The sequence below is a fragment of the Methylophilales bacterium MBRSF5 genome (assembly GCA_001044335.1).
Taxonomy (GTDB): domain Bacteria; phylum Pseudomonadota; class Gammaproteobacteria; order Burkholderiales; family Methylophilaceae; genus BACL14.
On record CP011001.1, the window covers coordinates 320,412 to 335,626 of the forward strand.

Genomic DNA, 15,215 nt, shown 5'->3' on the forward strand with positions numbered 1-15,215 from the left:
AAATGATTAAAATTAGTTTATTTTTTCCAGCTATCTTTTTAATCCTTGTGGTATTAAATTTTTCCTTTAACTGGGATCCTTACCTCATGAATTTTGAGTTAATTCTTGAAACGCCACAATGGAATGCACCGTTCGGATACGATGACTTTGGAAGAGATATCTTTATTCGCTTAATTAATGGGTTCGTGTCATCTTTTCAAATTGTAATTTTGGCCACCTTGATCACTTTTACTCTTGGAACATTTTTGGGCTGCTTAGCCGGATTTTATGGCGGATATTTGGATAGATTTTTATTGAGTGTAATTACAATTATCCAGGCATTCCCTGGAATTTTACTAGTAATTGCTGTTGCTGCTTTTTTAGAAACAAGCTTCTTAAGTATTTTGTTTGCATTAACAGTTTCATCATGGATCGGTTTTGCAAGGATTGCAAGAAGCCAGACTTTGTCTTTGAAGGAGGCTGACTTTGTAAAAGCAGCAGTCTCTATGGGATCCAGTAAATTAAGAATTATAAAAAAACATATTTTTCCTAATATACTTAATGCTATTTTCGTAGAGCTGAATTTTACTATTGCCAATTTAATTATTGCTGAAGCAGGACTTTCATTTTTAGGTTTAGGAGTTTCAGCTCCATTTCCATCATGGGGCTCCATGCTGAGGGATAGTGTAGATTACTTATTAGTTGCTCCCCATTATGCGGTATTTGTGTCATTCTGTATTATAAGTATGATCTTATCTTTTAATGCGATTGGTGCAGGGCTTTTAAATAATGAAAATAAGTAATCCAACCCCAAATTATAAATATTATGATTTGGTCATGGCTGCATTTGTGACAGTTTTAATAACTGCTAATATCATTGGGCCAGCTAAAATATCCCAACTCGAGCTTCCAATGATTGGGACAATCACGTTTGGGGCAGGCGTGTTATTTTTCCCAATATCCTTTATTTTTGGCGATATCTTAACTGAGGTTTATGGCTATGCAGCATCTCGAAGAGTCATTTGGACTGGATTTGCTGGATTAGCTTTTGCATCATTAATGGCATGGGTGATTGTAGCTTTGCCACCAGCCCCTTTTTGGGATAACCAAGAGGTGTATGAAATTGCCTTTGGATCAGCGTGGAGGGTGGCATTGGCTGGATTAATAGCATTTGCTGCGGGTGAATTTATTAATTCATGGGTGATGGCAAAAATGAAGATATGGTCTCAGGGAAAACATTTATGGTTTAGAACAATTTCTTCAACAATTGCTGGCGAGGGGGTTGATTCAATATTATTTTACCCTTTAGCTTTTTATAATTCAGGCGTTATTCCAAACGACAAAATATGGCTCGTTGTTGTTGCTCAGTTTTTTGCAAAAACCATGGTAGAAGTCGCTTTCACTCCATTTATCTACAAGATAATTAATTTTTTAAAAAGAAAAGAGAATATTGACTATTATGATCACCAGACAAACTTTAACCCATTTAAACTAAAAATATAAATGCTGACCGGCTCAATCATTATTGATATTGAAGGGAAAGTAATTACCCAGAGAGATATTCAAAGGCTGTCTCATCCTATGGTTTGTGGAGTTATTTTATTTACACGTAATTTTGAAAATAAAAATCAAATTCAAGATTTAATTTCATCAATCAAGTCAGTTCGTGACGACCTTTTAATCACTGTGGATCATGAGGGTGGTCGTGTGCAACGATTTAGAGAAAATTTTTATGCCATGCCCTCGATGAGTGAATTGGGTGATTTGTATGCTCATGATTCTGAACAAGGCTTAAGGCTTGCAAAATATGCTGGGTGGTTAATTGCTAGCGAGTTAGGTGAATTACATATCGACTTGAATTATTCTCCTGTACTTGACATCAATTATGGCAAGAGCAGCGTGATTGGAAACCGCTCATTCTCTGATAACCCAAAAGCCATTATCGAATTAGCTAAGGCATTTATTGACGGCCAACAGCATGCCGGAATGACCTCAGTGGGAAAACATTTTCCTGGACATGGATTTATTCATGAAGATTCTCATGAAGAAATCTCAATAGATAACAGAAGTTTAGCTGAAATGGAAAACGATATTGATTGTTTTAAATCTCTAGTTAATCATCGACTAGGTGCGGTTATGCCCGGCCATGTAATATACAAAAAGGCAGATAATAATCCTGCTAGCCTATCTTCGTTTTGGTTAAAAGATTTCTTAAGGAAAAGGTTAGATTTTAAGGGTATCATCATTTCTGATGATTTAAGCATGAAGGGGGTGGCTGATTATATTCCCGATATATCTGAAAGGGTGTCACAAGCTTTGACTGCAGGTTGCGATGTGGTATTGATTTGCAATAAACCCGAGGACGTAGATAAATTTTTAGATCGAACTGATCATGATAATTTCACTGCTCCTGATTTAAGCCAATTAAGAATAAAAAATGATCAAAACTCTGCTATCGATGGTTTGCATGTTGAGGATGTTAAAAATCTCATGAAAAATATGAATTTTATCCACACACCTTGAAACTTTTTGAGTTATTTATTAATCTATACTTTTAGTTTTACTAATCAACTACAAAGGAAAATTTTTATGCAAGATAACTTTAATATTGCTTCATCTGCGTCGGCGGTACAAAGTAATAAAGTTTTAAGAAGCACTTATGCTTTACTGGGCTTCTCGCTAATACCAACTGTGATAGGTGCCTTACTTGGAATGAGTATGAGTTTTGGCTTTGCTGCACAAAGTCCTATCATGTTTACTCTGCTTATGTTTGCTGGAATTTTTGGTTTATTTTTTCTAATATCTGCAAATAGAAATAGTAGTCTAGGAATTGTTTTTCTTCTTGCCTTAACATTTTTTCTGGGAGTGATGTTAGGCCCTATTTTGCAATTCGCCTTTAGCCTGAGCAATGGTGGTCAAATTGTCACACTTGCTGCAGGTGGGACTGCAACGATTTTTCTAGTTCTCTCAGGGATTGCTACTACATCAAAAAGAGATTTTAGCTTTATGGGTAAATTTTTAGTCATTGGTTTGGTTTTATTGATACTCGCCTCAATTGCTAATTTATTTTTTCAGGTTCCTGCTGCATCGCTAGCAATATCAGCGATTGCCGTCTTAATTTTCTCAGGTTTTATTTTGTATGATGTTAATAGAATTGTGAGAGGTGGTGAGACTAATTACATCATGGCAACATTAGCTTTATATATGAATATTTACAATCTATTTGTAAATCTTCTTCATCTACTCCTAGCTTTCATGGGAAATCGCGACTAAGAATATATTGTTGAGCTTGAAAAAAAAAGGCTGCAAAAGGTGCAGCCTTTTATTCTTTAGCTAAATTGATGGTGTATTTTGGTATCTCAATTGTAATATCATCGTTTTGGATAATTGACTGACATGACAGCCTTGATTTAGGCGACAAACCCCATGCTTTATCTAACATATCATCTTCTAGGTCATCAGATGGGGGGAGGGTGTCAAATCCCTCTCTGACAATGACATGGCATGTTGTGCAAGCACAAACCTTATCACATGCATGCTCGATATCAATATGATTTTTAAGCAAAGTATCACATATGCTATCTCCAATTTTGGCTTCAATAACGTCACCATCTGGACACAATTCTTGATGAGGTAATACGATTAATTTAGGCATAATATTTACTTATTAATTTCGTTAATATTCTTTCCTGTCAATGATGAATGTATGGAATTATCCATTCTTTTCTGAGCAAAGCTCATACTGACATCATTCAATTCATCCATTGCTATTTTAATTTTACTAGGATTTTTTTTAGTGATTTCAGATTTTAAATTATTCATGCATCTTTCAATAGAGCTTTTTTCGGAATCTGACAAAAGCTGTATATCATCTTGAATCGCCTTCTCGGTTAACTCTAAAATCTGGTTTGCATCCACAATTACTTCTGCCAAGCCTCTAAACTTTTTATCGATCTCGGCATTGGTAAATGAATCTTCAAGTATTTTTCTTATCTCAGATTCTTCAATACCATAAGATGGTTTAATTTCTATTGAAGTTTTTATTCCAGTTGTCTGTTCTTCAGCTGAAACGGTAAGTAAGCTGTCGGCATCAACCTGAAATGTAACTTTTATTTTTGCTGCACCTGCAGGCATTGGGGGAATGTCTTTTACAATAAATTCTCCAAGAGAACGATTCTCTGATACTTTTTCACGCTCACCTTGTACCACATGAATTTTCATCATGGTTTGACCATCCTTGTAGGTGGTGAATTCTTGGGCCTTGGCAATGGGAATAGTTGAGTTTCTAGGGATAATTCTTTCCACTAAATCTCCCATGGTTTCAATCCCTAAAGATAGAGGAGTAACGTCCAGCAGTAAGGTATCATCATTCGCTTGTCCAGACAAAACAGAGGCTTGACGTGCGGCACCAATTGCCACAACTTCATCTGGATTCAGATCATTTAATAAGTCTTGATTAAAAAATTTTTTAATATGGTTTTGAATTGTTGGCATCCTTGTCGAACCGCCGACCATAATGATTCCGTCAATCTCATCGGTACTTAAATCAGCATCATTCAAGGTATTTTTCACACACTGGATTGTTTTGTCTACAAGGGGTATAAATAACTCTTCAATTTCACCAAGAGATATATCTATCTGATAATTCTGGTTATTTAATCTTATAGTTTCATTGAATGTCTCTTGTGAACTTAGTTTCTCTTTAATGTCTTTTGCAATTAAATTTAAATTAGCTTGATCCTCAAGGCTTTGAGAATTAAATTTATATTTATTAACTATATAGTTTTTGATAATTTGATCAAAATCATCACCACCTAGTGAAGAGTTGCCATTAGTCGCAATCACTTCAAAGACCCCCTCATTAAACTGTAGTAAGGAGACATCAAAAGTCCCGCCACCAAGATCATAAACAACAAATACCCCCTCTTTTTTTGTATCGAGACCATATGCATATGCAGCCGCTGTCGGCTCATTAATTAACCTGAGGACATTGATTTCAGCTAATTTTGCTGCCTCTTTTGTCGCCTGTCTTTGGCCCTCGTTAAAATAAGCTGGTACAGTAATTACTGCTCCATAAATCTCATCTCCAAAATAATCTGAGGCAATTTTTTTTAATTTTTTTAAGATATCCGAGGAGACCTGAATAGGGGATTTATAACCTTGTGAAGTTTGAATAAAAATTTCATTACTATCTGCAAGTTCTAGGGCAATATTGTCTGCGTCGATATCATCTTTTTTCTTGCCAATTAATCTTTTAACACTACTTACGGTGAGAGCATGGTTGGGGATATCGTTACCCACTAATACCTGACCCTGTTCATATAAGACCCTGGATGGTATCAAGCGATAATTATTGTCTTCAAGTATTTTTGCTTCACCACTAATGACTGAGGCAACCAGTGAGTTGGTTGTTCCTAAATCTATGCCAATCGTTAATTTACGATTATGTGGATCGGTACTTTTCCCTGGTTCTGATATTTGTAGTAATGCCATTAGTCCAATTGATTTATTTTTTCTTTAATTTTTAAATGTAATTTATCAATAAAAATGAATTCATTAATTAGCTTTGATGCCCGTTCAAAATCTTTTTTATTGAAATTAGCTTCAAGATTGATTTTATATTGTCCTAATTCCTCTTGTAATTCTTTTTGTATACTTGCTAGCTCACTTTTATTATGGCTTTGATCTTCAATTTTTTCTTCGTATTCCATTTGTTTGATTAGAAATTCAGGATTAGTGTGATTTGTTATTTCAATCTCATTGCATTCAAGTAAATATTTTGCTCTTTTGATGTCGTCCTTTAAAACTTGGTAAGCATCATTGATGAGGGAGGAATTAATTAAAGCAGCTTTTTGTTGTTCATTGTTTGAATGTGCAAAACGATCGGGATGAAATTTTTTTTGTAGCACTAAATACTTTTTCTTTAATTCACTCTCAGAGATAGAAAATGAGGGTTCTATTTCATAAATATCAAAAAATTCCATTAAACGGTGAAACTTTCTCCACAACCACATTCGTCTTTCACATTTGGGTTATTAAATTTAAACCCCTCATTCAAACCCTCTCTAGCGAAATCCAGCTCTGTCCCATCAATGTAAACAAGACTTTTTGGGTCAACGAAAATTTTTATATCAAAACTCTCAAATATTTGATCTTCCGGATTGGGTTCATCCAAGAATTCTAGGGTATAAGCCATGCCAGAACAGCCTGTTGTTTTAACCCCTAGCCTGAGCCCAATGCCTTTACCACGGCTGGCTAAATATCTTTCTACTCGGTCTGCAGCTTTTTTTGTTAAAGTGATAGCCATTTATTTTTTATTTTTTAGATCTTCAATTGCCGCTTTAATCGCATCTTCGGCAAGAACAGAACAATGAATTTTGACTGGAGGTAATGCCAACTCTTCTGCAATAGCAGAATTTTTGATTGATTCCGCTTCATCTATTGTCTTACCCTTCAACATTTCAGTTACAAGGCTACTTGAAGCTATTGCAGATCCACAACCATATGTTTTGAATTTTGCATCTTCAATTATTCCGTTTTCACCAAGCTTAATTTGCAATTTCATTACATCACCACAAGCAGGCGCACCAACCATGCCGGTTCCAACATTTGGATCATCTTTATCTAAAGACCCGACATTTCTTGGGTTTTCATAATGATCTAAAACTTTATCACTGTAAGCCATTATTTTTCTCCTAAAAATTTATTAATGAGCTGCCCATTCCACTTTACTGAGGTCAACTCCCTCCTTAAACATTTCCCATAAAGGGGAGAGTTCTCTTAATTTTCCAATTTTTTGTTTTAATACATCTATCGCATGATCAATATCCTGTTCAGTTGTGTAACGTCCAATGGAAAAACGAATTGAGCTATGAGCTAGCTCATCAGAACGACCAAGAGCTCTGAGCACATAACTAGGCTCTAAGCTTGCAGACGTACATGCAGAACCACTCGAAACAGCAATATCTTTGATCGCCATGATAAGAGATTCACCCTCAACATAATTAAAACTAATATTTAAGTTATGAGGAACGCGACGTTCAAGGTCTCCATTCACATACACTTCCTCTATTTCCGTAAGACCGTTAAGAAGCCTTTCGTGCAGTGTTTTAATTCTTTTATTTTCTGCATGCATTTCTTCTTTAGCGATTCGGAAAGCCTCACCCATGCCAACAATTTGGTGTGTTGCTAATGTACCGGAACGCATCCCTCTTTCATGGCCACCGCCATGCATTTGAGCTTGGAGTCGAATTCTTGGTTTGCGACGCACGTAAAGTGCACCAATACCTTTTGGACCATAAGTTTTATGCGCTGAGAAGCTCATTGCATCAACAGGAAGTTCAGCCAGATCGATATCTACTTTACCAGTTGCCTGAGCTGCATCAACATGGAAGTAAACATTATGTTCCCTACAGATATTGCCAATTGAGGTTATATCTTGAATAACACCAATCTCATTATTAACAAGCATGACTGAAACTAAAACAGTTTCAGGCCGAATAGCTGCTTTGAGTTTTTCAAGGTCAACCAACCCATTCGCCTCAGGCTCCAGATAGGTTGCCTCGTATCCAAGTCTCTCAAGCTCTCTAAATGCATCAATCACAGCTTTGTGTTCTGTTGCGCAAGTAATGATGTGTTTTCCTTTATCTTTACTGTAGAATTCCGCAATGCCTTTGATCGCCAAGTTGTTTGATTCTGTTGCACCACTGGTCCATACGATTTCTTTTGGATCAGCATTTACCAAGCTTGCAACATTTCTTCTTGCTTCTTCTACGGCATGTTCAGCAGTCCACCCATAAGCATGGCTTCTTGAAGCAGGATTGCCAAAATCTTCAGTAATAAATGGGATCATTTTTTCAGCGACTCTTTTGTCAACTGGCGTTGTTGCGGAATAATCCATGTAAATAGGTAATTTCATTTAAATATCCTCTATCAGTTAAGTATGGAAGCGAAACTGGTAAGCCGTTTCACCTCATATTTTATTTTGTCTATTAAATATAAAACATCGTCTTGTGTATTTAGCGTTGATAAACTCAATCGCACAGCGCTTTGTGCAGTCATGGGGTCCATCCCCATCTCAATCAAGACGTGGCTCGGTTCCTTATTATTTGATGAGCATGCTGAACCGCTAGCAATTCCGATACCGTATTTATCAAGTGCTGTAATAAGAGTTGCTCCATCAATTGAGGGGAAGCCAAAAAATGATGTGTTTTTTATTCGTGGTTCTGATTGTGCAAAAATGACAGCACCTAATTCAGAAATTTTTGATTCAAACAAATCCCTGAGAGCACCTTGTCTGGAAGAATCCTGAAGCTTTTCACTATTCAATTCACAAGCTTTGGCAAATCCAGTAATAGCAGCAATATTTTCTGTACCACTTCTCATACCTGACTCTTGACCGCCGCCTAAGATGAATGGATCGATATCGATACCATTTTTTATGATCAAAGCAGCAATTCCCTGAGGACCATTAATTTTATGACTTGAGATAGTCATAAAATCTATCCCCAGGTCATGGAAATTAACGTGAATTTTACCGAGGGCTTGCACTGCATCACTATGAATGATTGCCTTATCACCCACTAATTTTCTAATTTTTTTTAGATCGGTAATGGCACCTGTCTCATTATTCACATGCATGAGGCTAATGATATTGATTTGATCGGTATTAATTGACTCTAAAAGACTAAAATCTATACCACCCCGAGGAAGGCAAGGAATTTTTTTTACCTGCATGCCGCTATTTTTTAATTTCTGCATTGGTTTGAGAATGCAAGGGTGCTCGGTTGCGCCATAGTAAAAGTTTGCATCCGGATAGACTGCACTAATCCCAGAAACAAACCAGTTGTTGCTTTCTGTGCCGCTTGAAGTAAAGAAAATTTCTTGGGGCAGAGCTCCGATAGATTGTGCAATTTTATCTCTCGATTCCTCAACTATTTCATGAGCTTTGCGCCCAAAAGAATGATTACTGGAAGGATTACCAAACTGAGTCTTTAAACAATCAAGCATTACCCCATGAACCTCGCCATGAAGCGGGGTCGTGGCATTATTATCAAAGTAGAGTGAACTCAAACCCTCACTCCATTTTTCTGATGATTGTTTTCAAAAAAATCAATTCTATGATTTTGGTTTCCACTCTCAGTAAGCTGATGATTGTCATATAAATCTTGAAGTGAAAGGCTATCCAAATAGCTTAAGATTTTCCTATTTACAGAGATCCATAAGTCATGGGTGCTGCAGCGATTACCATCGTGACAGTTTTCTGTCCCACCGCATTGCGTTGCATCAATTTTTTCATCCACCGCTGCAATAATTTGTCTGACCGTGATGTCTGTGTAGGCTTTTTTAATTCGATAACCTCCACCTGGACCACGGATACTGGTTACTATCTCACCTTTTCTCAATTTACTGAACAATTGCTCAAGATAAGATAGAGAAATACCTTGCCTTTCAGATACTGCTAACAGAGTTACCGGACCATTTTTTTGATTAAGCGCTATATCAAGAATTGCTGAAACAGCAAATCTTCCTTTTGTTGTTAATTTCATAGTGTGTATTATATAAAAAGTTGACTATTTTGATCAAGTATCAACACTAACAGTTCAATTATTTTTTCTTTAACGCCTTAATTTCTTTCTGTTGGTTTTCCAGTATTTTGAGAATTTCATCAATCGATTGTAAAACAGGATCTTGACTATTTTTCTCAACTGCATAAGCACTGAATTTTTTCACTTTCTCACCGGACTCAATAATCTTTGCAGGGATACCTACTGCTGTAGAGTCATTTGGAATATCGTTAACCACGACGGCGTTTGAGCCAACCTTTGAGTTATTACCAAGCGTTATCGGGCCTAACACTTTTGCCCCAGCGCCGATGACCACATTATTTTTTAGGGTTGGATGGCGTTTACCTTTTTTCCAAGTTGTACCACCGAGGGTAACGCCATGATATAGAGTACAATCATCGCCTATGATTGCTGTTTCTCCGATCACTACACCCATTCCATGATCAATAAAAAATCTTCTACCGATTTGTGCTCCCGGGTGGATTTCAATACCTGTTAAGATTCTTGCTAAATGAGAAAATATTCTAGCTATTAATTTTAATTTGATTGACCATAAAAAATGAGCAAGCCTATGAAGTATGAGCGCATGTACGCCCGGGTAGGTGGTTAAAATTTCAAAATAATTTCGGGCGGCCGGATCTCTTTGAAACACCACAGATAAATCTTCACGAAATTTTCCTAGAATCATATTATTAGATCATGCATTATTAAATAAGACTGTGCATACTATCATAAATAATAACTGATAAAAATACTTGGTTTTAATCAATCTTTTTACTAATTTGGTTCAATATTCCTCTTAAGATATTTACTTCATCTTCATCCATCTGAATTCTATTAAACATCAGACGAAGTCTGTGCATTAACCTTTTGCCTTGAATTTTCTCAAGAAATCCAAGGTCATTTAGAGTTGATTCGAGATGTTCGTAGAAACCATTTTGTTCCTCAAAGGTAGCCAGCTTTTTCTCTTTAATCGCTACATCAAATTCTTTCTCATTAAAATTTTTTCTCAACTCATACGCTGTGACTTGAACTGCCTGAGATAGGTTAAGAGAGGAGTATTGCTTATTAGCGTCTATGTATGCTAAATAATGACAGTGTTGTATTTCTTCATTTTTCAATCCAGATGTCTCATTGCCAAAAAGAAGGGCAAATTTATTATTGTTTAATTCAATAATTTTCTGAGCAATTTCTTCAATGGAGAGGTGCTCTTGGGTGAGCTCTCTTTTACGAGCTGTGAAACCAATTAAAACATTACAATCAGCTGTAACCTCTTCAAGGCTGCTAGCAACTTGTGCATGTTGCAGCAAATCCTTCGCACCTGATGCAAGTGCATCCGCATCTTTATGTGGAAACTTCTCGGGATTTATTAAGGATAATTGGGCAAACCCCATTGTCTTTATTGCTCTTGCTGATGACCCGATATTTCCTGGATGACTTGTGTGTGACAAGACAAATTTAATATTTTTAAAAATATCATTTTTTGAATTCATGGAAATCCTTTAAAATGGCACAAGTTTGAACAATTTAATTAAATAAACGGTAAATCAATGCACCCTATGCTCAATACTGCTGTTAAGGCAGCACGCCAGGCAGGCTCTATTATATTACGGGCGGCCGAAGATATCGACCAGCTAACTATAAAAAATAAATCTGCCAATGATTTTGTTTCTGAAGTTGATGTTGCCTCTGAGGAAGCAATTATTAACATCCTAAAGTCGGCTTATCCAACCCATGGCTTTTTAGGTGAGGAATCTGGATTTTCAGATAAAGATGCTGATTATATTTGGATAATCGATCCACTAGATGGAACCACTAACTTTTTACATCAGTTTCCACAATATTGTATATCCATTGCGTTAATGCACAAGGGCGACATAACCCATGCAGTAATCTATGATCCAAATCGTAATGATTTATTTACTGCAACTAATGGAGCAGGTGCCTATTTGAATGATAAGCGTATCCGTGTTTCAAAAAAAGCAAAGTTAAAAGAATCTATTATAGGTACCGGTTTTCCATTCAGAGACTTTGCTCACTTGCCTTGCTATTTAAAAATGTTTGAAGAGATGATTACTAATACATCTGGTTTGAGACGACCAGGTTCAGCTGCCCTTGATTTAGCTTATGTTGCGGCAGGATGGTTTGATGGTTTCTGGGAAATTGGTCTATCTAAATGGGACATTGCTGCAGGGGCCTTGCTGGTAAAAGAAGCTGGAGGAATTGTCTCAGATTTTAATGAAAAACAAGCCTGGATGAAGACCGGAAATATTATTGCTGCTAACGCAAAGATCTACGGAGACTTTATTAAAATTATTCAAAAAAATATGAGTGAAGAATTAAAAAATCAGTGATGGTGGTGTCCCCCAGGCCCATGCACATGTTTATGCGCAATCTCTTCTTGATTAGCTGATCTAACATCAATAACTGTGGCTTTAAACAAGACCCTCTGTCCTGCCCAGGGATGGTTTCCATCGACAACAACTTTACCATCAGCAACGTCAGTCACTGTAAAAACTATGACCTCACCCGATTCATCCTCTCCTTCAAATTGCATTCCAACCTTTACATTTTTTTCTGGAAATTTATCCGCTGATTCAATATTTACCAGGCTTTCATCATAATCACCAAAAGCATCTTTGGGTTCTAGTGAGACCTCAACAGTATCCCCTTTGTCCTTCCCATGTAATGATTCTTCAATTTTTGGGAAAATATTATCAAAACCTCCATGCAGATAAGAAATCGGTTGATTACTTTTTTCAAGAGTTTGACCATCGCTGTCTTTCAATTCAAAGTCAATTGTCACCACTGTGTTCATTGATATTTTCATAATATTTCCATTAATAATTTAATCTAATCTTAGCACTGTATCTTCTGCGCGATCTAATTTTTCAGGAAAATCTTTGCTGAAGTGTAACCCACGACTTTCTTTTCTTGATAACGCAGAAAGAATAATCAGTTCTGATACTTGCAGAAGATTTCTCAACTCCAACAAATCAGGGCTGATGATAAAGTTTTTGTAATAATGTTGAATTTCATCCTTTAATATTTCAATGCGATCAAAGGCTCTTTTCAATCTTTGATTGGTTCTGACAATGCCTACATAATTCCACATGAATCTTCTTAATTCATTCCACGTCTGTAAAATCATGACCGCTTCATCAGGGTTGCTAACCCGACTTTCGTCCCATGAAGGAAGTACTTCATTGTTTGATTCGTTGAGGCAATTTGAAATATGCGCTACTGCTGCAGATGAGAAAACGAGGCATTCGAGCAGTGAATTGCTTGCAAGACGATTCGCACCATGAAGTCCAGTACATGCAGTCTCACCAACCGCATACAATCCATCAATGGATGTTTTTGCGTGAAAGTCTGTTGTGACACCCCCACAAGTATAGTGGGCAGCAGGGACAACAGGAATTGCCTCTTGAGTAATGTCGATTCCAAGTTTGTAGCAATGGTCGTAAATATTAGGAAAGCGTTTTTTTATAAAATCAGCATCCAGCATGGTGATGTCAAGCAATACATATTCTAAACCGTGTTGCTTCATTTCATTATCAATAGCTCGAGCAACAATATCTCTGGGAGCCAAGTCGGCTAATGGGTGGTATTTATGCATAAATTTTTCTTTATTTGGCAGTTTTAATAACCCACCTTCGCCTCTTAAGGTCTCTGAAATCAAAAACGATCTTTCCATTGGATGGAATAAACAGGTGGGGTGAAATTGAATAAATTCCATATTTTTTATTTCACATCCAGCGCGCCAGGCCATCGCAATCCCATCCCCGGTGCTTACTGGTGGATTAGTAGTGTAAAGATAGGCTTTTGATGCTCCACCCGATGCTAACACTGTTTTTTTTGCTGATATAGAGATAACTTGGCCAGTTTGATTGTTAAGAATATATGCACCTAAACATTTATTGGTTGATTTTTTTTGATTAATTTTTTTATTTGTAATCAAATCGACAGCCGTATGATTTTCAAAAACGGTAATATTTTTTTTTGCATTAACCTGTTCAATTAATTTTTCTTGAATGGCCTTTCCGGTGAAGTCAGCAACATGGGCTATACGATTTAACGAGTGCCCACCTTCTTTGGTAAGATGAAGTGATTGATTATCCTTAGTTTTAGTGAACTCAATGCCTTGATCAATTAACCATTGGATAGACTGCTCACTATTTTCAACTACAAATTTAACGGCATTTTTATTACAGAGTCCAGCTCCTGCAACAAGGGTGTCTTGTTCATGAAGCTCCAATTTATCATTTTTATTAAGAACTCCAGCAACACCTCCTTGCGCCCAGTGACTAGAGCTGGTTGAGAAGTTTTTTTTAATGATTAGCGCTACCGTGACAGCCTTATCAAACTTTATTGCGGTGGCTAGGCCGGCAAGACCTCCACCTATTATTAATACGTCAAATTTCATTGAAATTGTTGAACCTTTTTTGCTCTTATCTATCCATAATTTAAAGGAAGGTTAAATATGCGTAATTTAAAAGTTGTTGAATCTACAAGAAGAGTGTACAGTGAAAAACCTGACACACAAAATAAAGAAAATATGAACTTTCCTCCGAAAAATCCGGAGCGTGAAATTGATCAAAAACTGGTTGAAAAGTCTCAAAAAGGGGATAAACAAGCTTTTGGTGTGCTCGTAGAAAAATACCACAAAAAATTATACCGATTATTATCTAGAATGGTTCGTGATCAATCCGAGATTGAAGACATCGTCCAGGACTCATTCATCAAAGCCTACCGAGCAATTAATAATTTTCGAGGCGATAGTGCCTTTTACACATGGCTCTACAGAATAGGTGTGAATACAGCGAAAAACCACCTAATGTCTCTTGGTCGACGTCCGAAAGCCATGAATGAGGTGGAGATAGAAGATATTGAAAATTTCGATGAAGCATCAGATTTAAGGTCATACGAGACACCTGAAAGCTCAATGATGACAAAAGAAATTGCCCAGACCGTTAATGAAACGATTGAGCATTTACCCGAAGAGTTAAGGTCTGCGATTACACTTCGAGAGATGGATGGGTTAAGTTACGAGGAAATCGCAGAGATCATGGACTGTCCTATAGGCACAGTACGATCAAGAATATTTAGGGCCCGCGAATCCATCGCGGAAAAATTAAAACCACTTATTGAAACATCTAATAAAAGATGGTAACAATATTTTTTTAGGAATTAGCTAGGTATGTCAGAAAACATTTCATCAATTATTGACAATGAATTAAAGGGTAAGGATCTTGATCATGGTCTGAATGAGCTCAAAAACTCATCGGCCTTGTCAAGTTACAGAACTTACCAAATGATTGGCGATGTTATTCGAAATGATTATTATGATGTTAATCCAGAGTTAACTGATAAAATCATGTCCAAAATTCATGACGAACCAACACAGTTTAACAATGGCTTTATCCATAATAATCAATCAACAGCAACGATTGATTATAGAAAATATTTATTAGTGTTTGTACTAGGTTTGATTGCTGCTTTTGCTATTACATGGGCAGTCAATAATTTCTCAAATACTGGATCATCAAGCTCCAGTGATTTTTTAGCAGCTGACTCGATTTCACAAGAGATTATTGAAGATCATTTTTCAACTACAACAAGAAATCCTAATTATTTTTTAGAAGCAGGCTACCAGCCTAATATTTAGAT

Annotated in this window: 19 protein-coding genes; 7 read left to right on the top strand and 12 right to left on the bottom strand. The window is 36.6% G+C overall.

Annotated elements, in window-relative coordinates:
- Positions 1 to 2 precede the first annotated feature (2 nt).
- The 4 genes from UZ34_01815 to UZ34_01830 all read left to right on the top strand — a co-directional run bounded on the left by UZ34_01815 (position 3) and on the right by UZ34_01830 (position 3,252).
- Positions 3 to 782, top strand: coding sequence for a hypothetical protein (locus UZ34_01815; protein ID AKO65136.1), 780 nt, complete (start codon positions 3 to 5; stop codon positions 780 to 782).
- The gene (locus UZ34_01820) at positions 769 to 1,482 is read left to right on the top strand and encodes a membrane protein (protein ID AKO64194.1); all 714 of its coding nucleotides are present in this window, start codon (positions 769 to 771) and stop codon (positions 1,480 to 1,482) included. The genes UZ34_01815 and UZ34_01820 overlap by 14 nt, the downstream gene beginning before the upstream one ends.
- Positions 1,483 to 2,502 (top strand): hypothetical protein, encoded by a 1,020-nt coding sequence (locus UZ34_01825; protein AKO64195.1) that lies wholly within the window; start codon positions 1,483 to 1,485, stop codon positions 2,500 to 2,502.
- A gap of 66 nt (positions 2,503 to 2,568) precedes the next feature.
- Positions 2,569 to 3,252 (top strand): membrane protein, encoded by a 684-nt coding sequence (locus UZ34_01830; GenBank protein ID AKO64196.1) that lies wholly within the window; start codon positions 2,569 to 2,571, stop codon positions 3,250 to 3,252.
- Between the two features lie 49 nt (positions 3,253 to 3,301).
- Here the strand turns inward: UZ34_01830 and UZ34_01835 are convergent, their stop codons facing one another.
- From UZ34_01835 to UZ34_01880, 10 genes are all read right to left on the bottom strand, one after another.
- Entirely contained in the window at positions 3,302 to 3,634 is a 333-nt protein-coding gene (locus UZ34_01835; GenBank protein ID AKO64197.1) for a 2Fe-2S ferredoxin, read from the bottom strand.
- 5 nt (positions 3,635 to 3,639) lie between these two features.
- Entirely contained in the window at positions 3,640 to 5,472 is a 1,833-nt protein-coding gene (locus UZ34_01840) for a hypothetical protein (GenBank protein AKO64198.1), read from the bottom strand.
- Positions 5,472 to 5,963, bottom strand: a complete 492-nt coding sequence (locus UZ34_01845; protein AKO64199.1) for a hypothetical protein — start codon at positions 5,961 to 5,963, stop codon at positions 5,472 to 5,474. The genes UZ34_01840 and UZ34_01845 overlap by 1 nt, the downstream gene beginning before the upstream one ends.
- Entirely contained in the window at positions 5,963 to 6,286 is a 324-nt protein-coding gene (gene iscA, locus UZ34_01850) for an iron-sulfur cluster assembly protein (GenBank protein ID AKO64200.1), read from the bottom strand. The genes UZ34_01845 and iscA overlap by 1 nt, the downstream gene beginning before the upstream one ends.
- A complete protein-coding gene (locus UZ34_01855) occupies positions 6,287 to 6,664 on the bottom strand; it encodes a scaffolding protein (GenBank protein ID AKO64201.1) in 378 nt (125 codons plus the stop codon).
- 21 nt (positions 6,665 to 6,685) lie between these two features.
- Positions 6,686 to 7,897: a cysteine desulfurase gene (locus UZ34_01860; protein ID AKO64202.1), complete on the bottom strand. Its 1,212-nt coding sequence runs from the start codon at positions 7,895 to 7,897 to the stop codon at positions 6,686 to 6,688.
- Positions 7,898 to 7,911: 14 nt separating this feature from the next.
- Positions 7,912 to 9,051: a hypothetical protein gene (locus UZ34_01865; protein AKO64203.1), complete on the bottom strand. Its 1,140-nt coding sequence runs from the start codon at positions 9,049 to 9,051 to the stop codon at positions 7,912 to 7,914.
- Entirely contained in the window at positions 9,048 to 9,527 is a 480-nt protein-coding gene (locus UZ34_01870) for a DNA-binding protein (protein ID AKO64204.1), read from the bottom strand. The genes UZ34_01865 and UZ34_01870 overlap by 4 nt, the downstream gene beginning before the upstream one ends.
- A 58-nt stretch (positions 9,528 to 9,585) precedes the next feature.
- Positions 9,586 to 10,233 (bottom strand): serine acetyltransferase, encoded by a 648-nt coding sequence (locus tag UZ34_01875; protein AKO64205.1) that lies wholly within the window; start codon positions 10,231 to 10,233, stop codon positions 9,586 to 9,588.
- 73 nt (positions 10,234 to 10,306) lie between these two features.
- On the bottom strand, positions 10,307 to 11,044 hold the full coding sequence (locus tag UZ34_01880) for an RNA methyltransferase (GenBank protein AKO64206.1): 738 nt from the start codon (positions 11,042 to 11,044) through the stop codon (positions 10,307 to 10,309).
- A gap of 51 nt (positions 11,045 to 11,095) precedes the next feature.
- Between UZ34_01880 and UZ34_01885 the strand changes: the two genes are divergently transcribed.
- Positions 11,096 to 11,899 (top strand): inositol monophosphatase, encoded by an 804-nt coding sequence (locus tag UZ34_01885; GenBank protein ID AKO64207.1) that lies wholly within the window; start codon positions 11,096 to 11,098, stop codon positions 11,897 to 11,899.
- On the opposite strand, the gene UZ34_01890 is transcribed toward UZ34_01885, so the two are convergent.
- Both UZ34_01890 and UZ34_01895 read right to left on the bottom strand, forming a co-directional pair.
- The gene (locus UZ34_01890) at positions 11,893 to 12,375 is read right to left on the bottom strand and encodes a peptidylprolyl isomerase (protein AKO64208.1); all 483 of its coding nucleotides are present in this window, start codon (positions 12,373 to 12,375) and stop codon (positions 11,893 to 11,895) included. The two genes, UZ34_01885 and UZ34_01890, sit on opposite strands and share 7 nt — an antisense overlap.
- Before the next feature lie 18 nt (positions 12,376 to 12,393).
- Complete coding sequence (locus tag UZ34_01895) at positions 12,394 to 13,977, bottom strand: L-aspartate oxidase (protein AKO64209.1); 1,584 nt, start codon at positions 13,975 to 13,977, stop codon at positions 12,394 to 12,396.
- A 126-nt stretch (positions 13,978 to 14,103) separates the two neighbouring features.
- Between UZ34_01895 and UZ34_01900 the strand changes: the two genes are divergently transcribed.
- Together UZ34_01900 and UZ34_01905 are read left to right on the top strand one after the other, a co-directional pair.
- Positions 14,104 to 14,718 (top strand): RNA polymerase sigma factor RpoE, encoded by a 615-nt coding sequence (locus UZ34_01900; protein AKO65137.1) that lies wholly within the window; start codon positions 14,104 to 14,106, stop codon positions 14,716 to 14,718.
- Between the two features lie 27 nt (positions 14,719 to 14,745).
- Positions 14,746 to 15,213, top strand: coding sequence for a hypothetical protein (locus UZ34_01905; GenBank protein AKO64210.1), 468 nt, complete (start codon positions 14,746 to 14,748; stop codon positions 15,211 to 15,213).
- Positions 15,214 to 15,215: the final 2 nt, after the last annotated feature.

Coding starts and splice junctions, on each gene's coding strand:
- UZ34_01890 (AKO64208.1), bottom strand. CDS start 12,375: ATGAAAATATCAATGAACACAGTGGTGACAATTGACTTTGAATTGAAA.
- UZ34_01885 (AKO64207.1), top strand. CDS start 11,096: ATGCACCCTATGCTCAATACTGCTGTTAAGGCAGCACGCCAGGCAGGC.
- UZ34_01825 (AKO64195.1), top strand. CDS start 1,483: ATGCTGACCGGCTCAATCATTATTGATATTGAAGGGAAAGTAATTACC.
- UZ34_01855 (AKO64201.1), bottom strand. CDS start 6,664: ATGGCTTACAGTGATAAAGTTTTAGATCATTATGAAAACCCAAGAAAT.
- UZ34_01875 (AKO64205.1), bottom strand. CDS start 10,233: ATGATTCTAGGAAAATTTCGTGAAGATTTATCTGTGGTGTTTCAAAGA.
- UZ34_01820 (AKO64194.1), top strand. CDS start 769: ATGAAAATAAGTAATCCAACCCCAAATTATAAATATTATGATTTGGTC.
- UZ34_01830 (AKO64196.1), top strand. CDS start 2,569: ATGCAAGATAACTTTAATATTGCTTCATCTGCGTCGGCGGTACAAAGT.
- UZ34_01845 (AKO64199.1), bottom strand. CDS start 5,963: ATGGAATTTTTTGATATTTATGAAATAGAACCCTCATTTTCTATCTCT.
- UZ34_01870 (AKO64204.1), bottom strand. CDS start 9,527: ATGAAATTAACAACAAAAGGAAGATTTGCTGTTTCAGCAATTCTTGAT.
- UZ34_01840 (AKO64198.1), bottom strand. CDS start 5,472: ATGGCATTACTACAAATATCAGAACCAGGGAAAAGTACCGATCCACAT.
- UZ34_01835 (AKO64197.1), bottom strand. CDS start 3,634: ATGCCTAAATTAATCGTATTACCTCATCAAGAATTGTGTCCAGATGGT.
- UZ34_01905 (AKO64210.1), top strand. CDS start 14,746: ATGTCAGAAAACATTTCATCAATTATTGACAATGAATTAAAGGGTAAG.
- UZ34_01815 (AKO65136.1), top strand. CDS start 3: ATGATTAAAATTAGTTTATTTTTTCCAGCTATCTTTTTAATCCTTGTG.
- UZ34_01860 (AKO64202.1), bottom strand. CDS start 7,897: ATGAAATTACCTATTTACATGGATTATTCCGCAACAACGCCAGTTGAC.
- iscA (AKO64200.1), bottom strand. CDS start 6,286: ATGGCTATCACTTTAACAAAAAAAGCTGCAGACCGAGTAGAAAGATAT.
- UZ34_01900 (AKO65137.1), top strand. CDS start 14,104: ATGAACTTTCCTCCGAAAAATCCGGAGCGTGAAATTGATCAAAAACTG.